The following is an 11,228-nucleotide window of genomic DNA, read 5'->3' on the forward strand; positions in this document are numbered from 1 at the left end:
TCGAACAGCAGGTCCTCGACGTTGCGGAGCGACAGCGGGAAACGAATGTACATCATCACCACAAGGCGGATCACCTCGGGCGATGAGTTGAACCGGCGAAATGGCGAAGGCGGAAGTGCTCGGGATTTGCGGCTCATCAGCCGCCAGTATCACCAGGCCGCCGCCGCTGCCACGTTGGTTTGACAGTGCCTCAACGACCTTTTGCGTGAGGCCATTGACCGGAAGCGGCGCCCCGCTGAGCCGGACTTCGAATCCGCCGTCGATCCTGCGATGCTCATGAACCGTAAGATTGATGATGTCGTTAGCCAAGAGCCCTGCCTCCACATCGATAGCGCCGTTTGGCAGAGCGACGCAGGCGCAGTCCAGTCCGTTCGCTCTTTGTTTCTTGTGCGCAGATCAGGGTAGCACTCGCCAATTAGCCGCGCCGTTGTAGCTGACCGGCGTCGTCGCGATCGTCGCCTGCCCTGTTGAGGTGGTTGTTCAGCCGCCGCTGCCTTGCCAGCTACTCCTGATACATCGGGTTTCCGTTGCTCCTCCTGCTCGCGGGCGTGGGCGTCGCCGTGGCTATCGCGACCAACAGTGTAGCGGCAAAACAAGGTCAGGGCGTCGTCGTCGCACCGAGTGACAGCGCCAACTGCCTGCCTCCTGGGTGATGGACCTGGGCGTATAGCCGTTCAATGATGGGACCCAACCGGACCACCGCCGCGATTTCCAGTTCCGGTGGTGAGGATATGTGGCACACGACTGCGGCATCCACGCCTAGCCACAGCACAACGTCGGGCTCGCCAATCGACTGATTTTCTTGGAACGTGATGAGCAACTCCTCGTAATGGGAGGCAATCAGCGCGACAGGCAACCCGAGCTCGTCCATCGAGCGACTCAGCACAGCGAGGAGCACGACCTCCTCGAATGTGACTATCCCCCCGCGCGAGGCTCTGACATCCAAACCTGACATCTCACGCCGCCAATTCCGCAGCCGCTCCTGCGTCATGCCGGTAAGCTCGAGAATCTGGGCGTGGGTAAAGTTCATGGACCGCCATGCGTCGAACGGAAACAAGTTGGGGTTGAGGCCGTTTCAACTTGGTGTTAACCCCAACAAGCCAGATATGCCAGATGGAGGGAGCAATGGCCAACCGCTACGAACGTGCCGAGCTCCTGGCTGCCATCTGGAAGCTAGGCGCACAGGACGAACGCATGCCGACTTCGCACGGCATACTCGATCGTGCGCTTAGCGAGGAACTCGACAAGCTGCCGCGGGAGCTCGCAGAGGGGCTTACCTTCTCCGTGACAGGCGTGGGTCTTCGTTGCTTGGAACTTCCGGACATCCTGCTCGCAGCGCAGGAGGCAATGCTGACGAGCGAGCCCAATCCCACATACCTGTCGACGATCATCACGCTCGACAGCGAGGAGGCCCGACAGACGGTTCTCTCGTATGATCTGTCGACGGCGCAGGCTGCGGCGATCGGCGGCCGGCTTCGGGAAGCTGTCCTCCGCGCGCGCGCGCCCGTCGCGGAGGCTTTGGCCGAAGCCTGACCTTGGCGGATGCGCCTATCCGAACCGCCCTACGCGAGGCTGCACCCTCGCTGGCGCAGCAAATAGATTCGCTCTGCACAGGCTGGCTGGGATCGCTTCGCGCTGACCTCGACGAGGCGCCGCAGCGGTTCCGGCCCAAGCAGCTGAACGATCCAATCTGGGGCACGATCGAACTCCACCCCCGCGAAGTAGCGCTGCTCGATTCGCGTCTCCTGCAGCGAATGCGGGGCGTGCGCCAGCTGGGACTGGCCCAACTCGTCTTCCCGGGAGCATCGCACGACCGGCTTGAACACATCATGGGCGTGGTCGGAGCCGTAGACAGGATGTCAGACGCGCTCGGCAGGCAAGTCGCCCGCCGCAACGACGAGTTCAAGAGGGAGCAGACCGGGGAGGTGATACCCGGGGTGGACGAGGAGGAGCGTGCCACACTCCGACTCGCTGCCATGTTTCACGACCTGGGCCACGGGCCGTTTAGCCACGCGCTAGAACCGGTGCTGGAACTCACCTCTCCGCTCAACGCTGCCGCACAGGACGGAGGCGAGTGGCGGCGGGAACTCCGCGGCGCTAGCACGCTACTAACCGGCCGCTACAGCCTGAACAGCCGGCCCGCGACGTCGGAGGTCATCGCCGTGATGATCGTAGTGTCGGATGCCGTCACCGAGCTTCTCCGCTCCGGCAGCTTCCGCCTAGGCGGGCTGAATGCCACCGAGGTGCAGGAGCGGATCATCGCGTGCATCATCGGCGGCGTTGCGGGACCCGGAGTGACGCACCTTTCCACGGTCATATCGGGCCAGGTTGACGCTGACAGACTCGATTTCCTTCAGCGGGACGCCCACCACTCGGGATTGGAAATCGGGTTCGATACCGAACGGCTGCTGTCCAAGCTCGAGATCCTGCAGATCCGGGACAGCAACCTCGAAAGCGCCGACCCGTCGATGAGGGAGCGGATCGCGTCCGCGAATAACAACGTTATTCATCAGGTGGGCATTGCCGCGTCGGGCTACGGCTCGTTCGAGCAGATGCTGATCGGACGCACGTTCCTCTACGACCGGCTTTACCACCATCACAAGGTTCGCGCAGCCGAGGCGATGGCCCAGCGCATGCTGCTGGTCGCGGAACGGGATCGAGGGCGCCGCTTCGAGCTCGCTGAGATCTTCCTCTCGGTCGGTGACGATACCTTCCTCAGGATTGTAGCCGGCGAGGTCGCGCATCCCAAACTCGACATATCGTCTCCTTCCGCATCTGCCTTGGCGCGCGGGATCCTAGACCGCGACCTACTGCACCGTGCGTTCGCGTTCAGGGGCCGCTTCATCGCGGCCCCACCTGGCATGGGCGCCGAAGTGGCGGATGCCAACCGGGACGCGCAGTGGAAGGAGGTCGTAAAGCGGCTCGACGGACTGCACCCGCGCTATGAACTTGGTGCCGAGATCCACGCCTTGGCGCTCGATATCGCCGGCGCATTGTCGGCGGCGGACGTCGACCGCGCCGCGATGGAGCGGATGGCGCAGTCCCTCGCGGAGACCGGTCCCGAGCAAATCATCGTTGATCTTCCCGGCCGCAAGGCAGGAGCGATCCGCATCTTGGCGCGCTATCCCGACGGATCGCTGAAACTGCCCGAGTTCTCCTTCAATCCGCAGAAATGGGCTGACGCCTACGACCTGCAGAAGCGTACCGGATACGTGTTCTGCGCAAAGGCAGTGCTGCCGGTGATCGCCCTGGCGAGCCGCATCGCCTTCCTGCGCCGCTTCGGCATCGTCATGGCAAAGGACGCTGACGCCTACATCAAGGCCGGGCAGTCGATTGACGCAGGCTGGCTCGACGCCCTGATCGCCGCCGACCTGATAGACGCCGACACCTCGCAGCTCCTCACCTCGGAGCGCCATTCCTTGATGAGGGTTAGAGCGGAGGACCTTGCCGTCCCAAACGCCTGGCTCGCGGAGGATCCAGACTTCGCTTCCCGCATGGCCAGTCAGCTAAACAGGAACCTCAAGGGTGGCCTAATGGCGGCCGGCCGGGATGCCCTGACGAGGACGCTCGAGTCCATCTGGCGCTTCGTCGACGGCTGGTATGCAGGATCACGAACGACGTCGGAGCTGAAGAACGAAGCGGCGCTTCAGAAGCTTCTCGCCGAGCATCTGCGCGCAACCCTGCAGGTGGACGAGGGGACAGAGATCGCCGGGGGAGAGCTCGATCTACTTGTCGAGCGGCAGGTTCTCATTGAGAACAAGTTTCATGGCAAGCCAGCCAACCCTGGAAGCGTCGGGAAGGGTGCCGGTGCGCAAGGGCGGCGCTATGGTCTCGCGCTGTCGTCGCAGCTGGTTGTGGTGGTCGCCGCCCGCCGCATGACCGTCAGCGGCACCGTACCGGCTAAGACGAAGGCGGTGTCGATCAGGCCGATCTCGGACGAGAATGACAACCGCGTCGAAATCAGGATAGACCTTCCCTTTGGCGCCAGGCTCCCCTCGCAGGAGGGCGGGTAAAAAGCCGAGAGGCGAGTGAAGATCACGCCGGCATCGACGCGTAAGCTTTAGAAAAGGGGGGGCTAGGCGGCTTCGTCCATGTCCTCGCCGCCTAGCCCCCTCGCGATCTTCTCCTCCTCGATGTCCTGCTCGAAGTTGAAGATGGTCTGGATCGGCTCCTCGTCAGGATGAGCCTCGTTGTAGTGTTCCACCTTCATCGCGAGGGCGTAGCAGTCGGCTGCGATTGATCGGCGCTCCTGCTGGATGCCCTTTTCTACGTGCGCCCGCGGCGCGTCGTCGATGTCGCCCCAGATAAAAAGCGGGAGGCCGTTTTCAGATTTCGAGCGCACGGGCAAGTGCGCGCGATACTCGCGCCCGGCCTTGTCCACCCGCTTAACCTCGCGAAGCGAGTCGGCAAGGTCAGAGGCGAGGCTGGTCTGCAGGTCGACTGGGCGCGGCGCCCAGAGCCGCTTCGAAAGCGCCCACGCCGCGACCTCGCGCAGCTCCACCGGGTCCCTAGACACCTCCTCTCTGTATCGTTCCCAAATCGAACGGACCTGATCCTTGTAGCTCGCCATCGTCAAACCACTCCTAGCCTACGGGGACCAAGTCGCCCCAGCCGTCCATCATCATTGAGCCGCCCAGCGTCGTTCTCACTCCGACGAGGTGCTTACGTAGGAAGTCGAAGCGCCCCATCCTGCGCTGCAGCTGGCCGACCACCAGTCCCGGGTGAACCTTGATGCGCTTGGCGAAGGCGAGCACTTCGCGCTCCGCGAAGAAGGGACGCTTGCGAAGATAAAAGTCGTTCAGTTCTTTCGCCGGGGCGCAGAAATCTGCGGCCTCGCCGTTCGCGATCCGCTCCTCTTCGTCAACTGAAGCGGACACGTCGCCATCTAGATCGGCGTCGATTATGGCGCTGTCCCGACCGTGCCCATGAAGCACATGGGCACACTCATGCCGTAGGACGAACCAGAAGTTGTCGATGCGGTCATATCGAAGAGACATGCCGATGACCGGCGACTTCTCGTTGAGCCATAGGCAGACGCCGTCAATCCGGCTTCCGGGCAGCGTCTCGCAGACGACAAACCGTACTCCGGCCTTGTTAAGAAGCCGGGGAACGAAGCGGATTCCGTTCGGATCGCTTCGCAATCCCGAGAGGGCAGCGATAACCTCGTGCAACTTGTCCGGGCTGTACTCCTCCGGCACCATTTCCTTCGCGATCTGGCGGACGCGGTAGAGCCATGCGACCTGTTCACCGGTCAAAGCGCCTTCGGTGCTCTTCTTCGCGGCATGGCCAATCTCGCCAATCCGCTCCAAAGTGTTCACGCCCAAGAAGCGGCACAGCTCGTTATGAGTGCTTGCCCCCGGTGCATCGCTGATCCAGCCGCGCTTAATCATGGCACGGATCGGAAAGCGAGACTGTGCAAGCGCGCGGCTCCTCACCTCTTCATCCGGTTCGGGAGCGTGTACGAGGTCCCAGCGCGTTTGGAGATCCGCAAATTCGATCGCGGCCCGAGCGAAAGCGACGCCGAGCAGTTTGGCCATTCCCGCCGTGACGGGCCGCTTGCCCTGGACGATCTGGTTCACGGTGGCGGCTGGCACGCCGAGCACATGAGCGAGCTCCGCCTGCGTCCATCCTGCTTCGACCAGAAGCGCTTTCACCCTCTGCCCAGGATGCTCCGCCATCACCACTGTGCCATGCATCCATACCCTTTCAACTCATGGCACACACCGATAATGCGCCATGCAAGCCGGGTAAATAGCGAATTACAGATTCCGTTAATTCATAGAGAGCGGGTGATAGGGCGCTCCCGGTAGCTGACTGTTTAGGATGCCACCAGCGATTGGCGTTTGAACCCTCGTCCTGGCGAATTAACGAAAGGTCATTCCCGGCGTTTTGCGCCCGAAACCAGCCAAGCCGGTTTCCACCAGTTGGCCCCGAGTGTAGACGTTCCGCTTCAACAGCAGACGCTCGACTCAGCGACATCGAACGGGGCTAGCGGTCAGGTCTTCTTGCAGATCGACATGAGCTTGTGCGGGCCTTGCCGTTCGTGGCGAAGCTGCCATGACGGTGGCACCACGCAAGGAGGCGAGCAGATGGCCGACGAACCGACCAAGCCAATCGCGGAGGGCAGCAACATGGCCGTCGAGACAACCAGCGTCGCGCCGGAGACGGAAAGCACCGCCGCGCCAGATGACGAGGCTCAGGCGAGGGAGGAAGAGGTCGCGGCGCAGCTCGGCGACTTCGCCTAGCTGCTCAGCGCGGTCATCGATCGCGGGTGCTCGGTCCCGTTGCGCGCTGGAGGCTGTAGTGGTCGTCCCTCGTCTACGCCATGAAGCGGAAGACCAATTGCCTTTTGATGGCTAGCTGACGGGTCCGTCATGCTGCGCTGCAACCAACCAGACGGACAGACATTCATACGCGATGCGCTACTACTGGATTGAGCCATGAGAGCGACGATGCCGTACGCGCATCTTGTGGACCCGGAGGCGCTGAGGAGCGCGCCCCGGCGGCAGGTGTCGATACCGGCAATGCTGACCAGTTCTGCGGCTGGCCAGCTCTCATGCCGCGTGGATAATCTGTCTCGAATGGGCTGCCGGGCCCTCATCCAGTGCCGGTTCGCACGCGATGCCTACCTGTCGATTACATTCCCGCATACGGGTCCGATTGGCACTTCAGTGGCTTGGAGCGACGGTTTGCGATCGGGACTGGAGTTTCGTCAGCCATTGCACGTTGCCGTGCTCGACGATCTGCTGCGCCTGTTCGACCGACCACGATCCGGTGCCGATCAGGACTTTGTCTCCTTGGCTGATTGGCAGGGTTAGCGCGCCGATCGACCAGCGATCAACGATCCCTGTCGACGCTACGATCCCGGCTTCCACTCGCCCGCGTCAATCTGCCGTTTCGCGTCGGTCTTTACCGCCGACCAGAACGCCGCGTCATCATCCTCTCCGGCCTCGACCAACTGCGCGATGCGCATGTCGAGATAGGGTATCGCCTCGTGCTGGTGAGCGATCAGGATTGCTCGGGCGAAGGTCGGAACTTCGGAAGCATCGACGTCGCGCTGGAGCTTATCGTCCTCAGCCATTTCCTATTTCCTCCACCATCGACGCCAGACGCTCGGATCTGCTGCTCATGAGACGCCAGGATCACTCCAGGCTAAGCTGGTGCTCCAGTCCATGGGTCTTCGCCGCGAGGCCGGGCACCTCGTCCAGCTGGCGAAGCGCCGTGAACCTGCCTCGCTCCTCGCGATAGCGGACGATCTCGAACCCGTGCCCCTTGAGCTGCGGCAGTCCGTCGAGCTGCTCGGGCGTGGCGGTGTTCAGGTCGATCATCTCTTCTCCTTGGCGCTGCCAGCCCGTGGTCCCGTCCAGCACTGCGCTGAGCGCCCGATCGACCGCGTCGTTCCCGATCCCGTATATTCCAGTCGGCTTGCGCGGCCACCAGAGCGATAGCGCTGGTGCTGGAGGCGGGCGAGCGAGTCGCTCGCGAGCGCCCCGGGTGAGCCGATCACCGGGCTGTGGCTGGTGGGGGCGGCGCTGGTGCCGCGCCCGACGGAGACCAGCATCATGACCCAGCTCACCGACACCTAGACCGTCCTGCTCTCGAGCGCTGCGCGATAGCGGCAACGCTGCCACTGCCGACAGTCTCAAGCTCGGCCGCAGCGCGATTAAAGCGCCACTCCCGCGCAGCGGTTCGTGCATCCACCAGATTCCACCATTTTGCCACGTCTCCGAGTGCGTGTCCGGACGCCATAAGTAGTCGGGCACCCGTCGCAGTATTTTCGCCTGAGCTAGACCCCTTCCTCAGCTTTGAAGCAGAAGCCGTCGGTCGAAAGGCCGGCGGCTCCTCGCCCGTGCTGCACCGAGGCGGATTGGCGAGCTTCCACCACTATCGCCGGTCAGTGCTAATCATCACCGTGTCGATCTGCGTCGTGGCCGCCGCTTGGCTTGGTACAAGGGCTCCGCTGTTGAAGGTAACAGATGGTCCCGAGTACGATCCTTGCCGCTGATCATCGAACGGCGCATGATCATTGGTGACCGGTCGGGGATCAGCGATGAAGAGCAGGACGATTGTGCTTGTGACGCTGGCTCTCGCAGCCTGTGGGCAGCCGACCTCTAAAGTGGACTACCACGCGGACGGCGGTCAAACGGTCACGATCAACGATCGCAAGAACGGCAACATAACGGCCGAGATCGGCAGCTCGGCGAAGATGCCGACCGACCTGCCGGCATGGGTGCCCGCCTATCCCGGCAGCGCGGTGATGATGGCGCAGAACCAGAACCTGAAATCCTCAGGCGGTCCGGTCGAGAACGTGATGCTTCAGACATCCGACAGCTTGGCCAAGGTCGCCGCTTTCTATGACGCCAAGATCGCGCAGGCCGGGTTGAAGCCGATGCACACGGTCTCCAGCGACGACGTCTCGACCAGGATGGTGGACACGCCCGACGGGATGATCAGCGTCGCGGCGTCGAAGGTGGACGACGGCGGCACCACGATCTCCATCACCCGCATGCCGAAGACGTGATGTCTCCTCCTTCAGCTACCGTAGCGCCTTCCTGATTGTGCAAGGCGCTGGCGAGAGGTGTTGGTGGGGACCGCGACACCGAGCGCCGGATCGTAGACGATGCCGATCCCGGGGCTGCCGGGCTCGACCCAGATCTGGGTAAGCGTCTGGCTGTAGCCGCTCGGGATGTAGCGGATCAGGTAGCCGTCCGGATGTCTGCTCCACCGACCTGACGGGGTGTCGACGCTGCCGTCGCCTCGTGGCGCGGCTCCGGTCAGAACCGCCAGCCGCTCTAGCTCTGCGTAGTTGAGACTGGAGCTGGACAGCAGGTTGCGCATCTGCGCTTCCGCCTCCATCACCTGCCGAACGAACGGCGGCGCGTTACCCATGAACCGGGACAGTTCCGGCCCGGTCAACATTCCCAGCGCGCTGCGGTTCAACGACGCGATCTGGCGCGGCGTCAGCAACCGAGCTGCCACATACTTCAGCTCGCTATTCAGGTCCTCGAACTTCGCCCGCGCGACGATCGCCCACAGGAGGAGCTGAACGTCGTGCTGGTTGATATCGGGGTGAGCGACGCTGTTCCGCAGGATGCTTGTCACGGCATCCCTCGCGGACCCGACCAGCGGACCGTAGAGATAGCCATCGCCGCCGCCGGGTCCAAAGGTCCCCGCGTGGAGGCAGTAGCTCTGGTCGCTCATCTGGTAATAGCCGGCTGCGAGCACGAAGCCGCCGTCCGGCGTACGGTGCAGCGTCTCCAGCGGCAGGGGTCGCTCACGTGGACTAGCTCCGTCTCGAGTGGGATCGCCGTACACGGCATCGCGTATGCTCGTTGACACGGGCGCAGGACCGCTCATCAACTTGCCAAGCGATGGAGCCGCAAGCTTCTGAAGCGCATCGCCAAACGAGCCGAACTGCGCATCCGCCGATGAGGTACCCAGCATCATTGCGCAGATGATGCCGATACGAAGCCGGCTTGTTCGGTCGCTCATGATTGCCCCCTTGTTGCCCAGGCAACGACTATAGCGTCGTACCTTGGCAGGAACAGATGGCGAGGCAGAGTTACCGTGTTGCGTGCCGACGACCTGCGACGAACAAGCCGGCTACGGTCTGGCACTCTTCAGTAATCTCGTACTCCCCAGTCGACCGTTCGCTCGCCACGACGCCACCACTTCGCCATGCCGGACCCTCAGTTGCGGCACCGGCACATTTCGTTCGACTTGCGCGGCCACCAGAGCGACAGCGCTGGTGCTGCAGGCAGACGACCGAGTCGCCCGGTAGCGCCCCGGGTGAGCCGATCACCGGGGCTGTGGCTGGTGGGAGCGGCGCTGGTGCCGGTCCCGATGGAGACCAGCATCATGACCAACCTCACCGACACCCAGGCCGTCCTGCTCTCGAGCGCGGCGCAGCGCGAAGGCGGCAGCCTCCTGCCGCTGCCGGCCAGCCTCAAGCCCGGCGGCGGCGCGACCAAGGCGCTTGATGCGCTGGTGACCCGCGGCCTTGCCGAGGAGCGCGAGACCAGCGACCCCGCGGCAACACGCCGCACCGAGGGCGAGCAGCGGTTCGGCCTGTTCCTCACCGCCGCCGGCGCAGCGGCGATCGGGGTCCTCCCGCCCGGTGCCGACCAGCAAAACGCCGGCAACGATAAGCCTCCGGTCCAGGCACCCGGGACCGCCGCCAAGTCACCAAGCAAGATGGTGATGGTGCTCGACCTGCTCCGCCGGCCGGGTGGCGCAACCCTCGCCGAGCTGATCGCGGTAACCGGCTGGCTGCCGCATACCACCCGGGCGGCGCTGACCGGCCTGCGCAAGAAGGGCCATGCGGTCGAGCGCGGCAAGCGCGGCGATGCCACCTGCTACAGCGTCGCGGTCCAATGAGCGCGCTCGACCAGCGGCTGGCGGCGCTGCCGGGGATGTCCTCGGCAGCGCTGCGCGAAGCCTGGGTGCGGGCGACCGGCACGGCCGCACCGCGAGTCTCGCCAGGCCTGCTCAGGCTGGCGCTTGCCTGGGAGCTGCAGGCGGCGGCGCTGGGCAGCCTGCCGCGCGGGGTCACCGCCGCGCTCGACCAGCTCGAGCGCGGCCAGACCACCACCCGCGCACCTGCTGCCGGCATGCGGCTGGTGCGCGAGTGGGGCGGCAAAGTACATGTCGTCGAGATCGGCGAGGACCAGGTGATCCGCTGGGATGGACGCGACTGGCGGTCGCTGTCGGAGGTCGCCCGCGCGATCACCGGCACCCGCTGGTCGGGGCCGGCGTTCTTCGGGCTGAAGCGGAAGGTCGCGGCATGAGCGGTAGCAACGGCAGCGTGCGGCCTCAGGTCGTTCGCTGCGCCATCTACACCCGCAAGTCATCGGACGAGGGGCTGGAGCAGGCGTTCAACAGCCTCGACGCGCAGCGCGAGGCCTGCGCGGCGTACATCCTCAGTCAGGCAAGCGAAGGCTGGACCGCGCTGCCGGACGTGTATGACGATGGCGGGCTGTCCGGCGGCACGCTCGAGCGCCCTGCCCTCCGGCGGCTGCTTGCCGAGGTCGCCGCCGGCCGGGTCGACACCGTTGTCGTCTACAAGGTCGACCGGCTGACCCGATCGCTGTTCGACTTCGCCAAGCTGGTCGAGACGTTCGACAAGGCCGGCACCAGCTTCGTCTCGGTGACCCAGTCGTTCAACACCACCACCAGCATGGGCCGGCTCACCCTCAACATGCTGCTCAGCTTCGCGCAGTTCGAGCGCG

The 11,228-nt window shown here is 64.1% G+C and carries 15 protein-coding genes and 1 pseudogene; 8 read left to right on the forward strand and 8 right to left on the reverse strand.

Features of this window, described 5'->3' with window-relative positions; all coding sequences use genetic code 11:
- Both HUU96_RS15365 and HUU96_RS04805 read right to left on the reverse strand, forming a co-directional pair.
- Positions 1-137 (reverse strand): annotated as a pseudogene (locus HUU96_RS15365) (IS6 family transposase); the annotation flags it as partial.
- Positions 138-598: 461 nt separating this feature from the next.
- The gene (locus tag HUU96_RS04805) at positions 599-1,030 is read right to left on the reverse strand and encodes a hypothetical protein (protein WP_174291718.1); all 432 of its coding nucleotides are present in this window, start codon (positions 1,028-1,030) and stop codon (positions 599-601) included.
- Between the two features lie 95 nt (positions 1,031-1,125).
- Here HUU96_RS04805 and HUU96_RS04810 point away from each other — a divergent pair, with 95 nt between their 5' ends.
- Complete coding sequence (locus HUU96_RS04810) at positions 1,126-1,533, forward strand: hypothetical protein (protein WP_174291719.1); 408 nt, start codon at positions 1,126-1,128, stop codon at positions 1,531-1,533.
- A 2-nt stretch (positions 1,534-1,535) separates the two neighbouring features.
- Complete coding sequence (locus tag HUU96_RS04815; protein ID WP_174291720.1) at positions 1,536-4,013, forward strand: HD domain-containing protein; 2,478 nt, start codon at positions 1,536-1,538, stop codon at positions 4,011-4,013.
- Positions 4,014-4,075: 62 nt separating this feature from the next.
- Here HUU96_RS04815 and HUU96_RS04820 read toward each other — a convergent pair whose 3' ends face one another.
- Positions 4,076-4,570, reverse strand: a complete 495-nt coding sequence (locus tag HUU96_RS04820) for a hypothetical protein (protein ID WP_174291721.1) — start codon at positions 4,568-4,570, stop codon at positions 4,076-4,078.
- A gap of 13 nt (positions 4,571-4,583) precedes the next feature.
- Entirely contained in the window at positions 4,584-5,678 is a 1,095-nt protein-coding gene (locus tag HUU96_RS04825; RefSeq protein ID WP_174291722.1) for a helix-turn-helix domain-containing protein, read from the reverse strand.
- A 411-nt stretch (positions 5,679-6,089) separates the two neighbouring features.
- Here HUU96_RS04825 and HUU96_RS04830 point away from each other — a divergent pair, with 411 nt between their 5' ends.
- Together HUU96_RS04830 and HUU96_RS15305 are read left to right on the forward strand one after the other, a co-directional pair.
- Positions 6,090-6,245 (forward strand): hypothetical protein, encoded by a 156-nt coding sequence (locus HUU96_RS04830; protein ID WP_174291723.1) that lies wholly within the window; start codon positions 6,090-6,092, stop codon positions 6,243-6,245.
- Positions 6,246-6,524: 279 nt separating this feature from the next.
- The gene (locus HUU96_RS15305) at positions 6,525-6,818 is read left to right on the forward strand and encodes a hypothetical protein (RefSeq protein ID WP_368039738.1); all 294 of its coding nucleotides are present in this window, start codon (positions 6,525-6,527) and stop codon (positions 6,816-6,818) included.
- Between the two features lie 38 nt (positions 6,819-6,856).
- Here HUU96_RS15305 and HUU96_RS04840 read toward each other — a convergent pair whose 3' ends face one another.
- The 3 genes from HUU96_RS04840 to HUU96_RS04850 form a co-directional block, all read right to left on the reverse strand.
- Entirely contained in the window at positions 6,857-7,081 is a 225-nt protein-coding gene (locus tag HUU96_RS04840) for a hypothetical protein (RefSeq protein ID WP_174291725.1), read from the reverse strand.
- A gap of 61 nt (positions 7,082-7,142) precedes the next feature.
- Positions 7,143-7,328 carry a helix-hairpin-helix domain-containing protein gene (locus HUU96_RS04845; RefSeq protein WP_174291726.1) on the reverse strand — a complete coding sequence of 62 codons (186 nt, stop codon included), beginning with the start codon at positions 7,326-7,328 and terminating at the stop codon, positions 7,143-7,145.
- The gene (locus HUU96_RS04850) at positions 7,325-7,582 is read right to left on the reverse strand and encodes a hypothetical protein (protein WP_174291727.1); all 258 of its coding nucleotides are present in this window, start codon (positions 7,580-7,582) and stop codon (positions 7,325-7,327) included. Before HUU96_RS04850 ends, HUU96_RS04845 begins: the two co-directional genes overlap by 4 nt.
- Positions 7,583-8,116: 534 nt before the next feature.
- Between HUU96_RS04850 and HUU96_RS04855 the strand changes: the two genes are divergently transcribed.
- Positions 8,117-8,521: a hypothetical protein gene (locus HUU96_RS04855; protein ID WP_174291728.1), complete on the forward strand. Its 405-nt coding sequence runs from the start codon at positions 8,117-8,119 to the stop codon at positions 8,519-8,521.
- A gap of 11 nt (positions 8,522-8,532) precedes the next feature.
- Here the strand turns inward: HUU96_RS04855 and HUU96_RS04860 are convergent, their stop codons facing one another.
- Positions 8,533-9,492, reverse strand: coding sequence for a hypothetical protein (locus HUU96_RS04860; protein WP_174291729.1), 960 nt, complete (start codon positions 9,490-9,492; stop codon positions 8,533-8,535).
- Positions 9,493-9,789: 297 nt separating this feature from the next.
- On the opposite strand from HUU96_RS04860, the gene HUU96_RS04865 reads away from it, so the two are divergent.
- The 3 genes from HUU96_RS04865 to HUU96_RS04875 all read left to right on the forward strand — a co-directional run.
- Positions 9,790-10,377 (forward strand): DUF3489 domain-containing protein, encoded by a 588-nt coding sequence (locus HUU96_RS04865; RefSeq protein WP_254605002.1) that lies wholly within the window; start codon positions 9,790-9,792, stop codon positions 10,375-10,377.
- The gene (locus HUU96_RS04870) at positions 10,374-10,787 is read left to right on the forward strand and encodes a DUF2924 domain-containing protein (protein WP_174291730.1); all 414 of its coding nucleotides are present in this window, start codon (positions 10,374-10,376) and stop codon (positions 10,785-10,787) included. Before HUU96_RS04865 ends, HUU96_RS04870 begins: the two co-directional genes overlap by 4 nt.
- On the forward strand, positions 10,784-11,228 hold a 445-nt coding region (locus HUU96_RS04875; protein WP_174291731.1), incomplete at its 3' end, for a recombinase family protein. The genes HUU96_RS04870 and HUU96_RS04875, both read left to right, overlap by 4 nt.

It is taken from the genome of Sphingomonas bacterium, from assembly GCF_903644135.1.
Lineage (GTDB): Bacteria > Pseudomonadota > Alphaproteobacteria > Sphingomonadales > Sphingomonadaceae > Sphingomonas.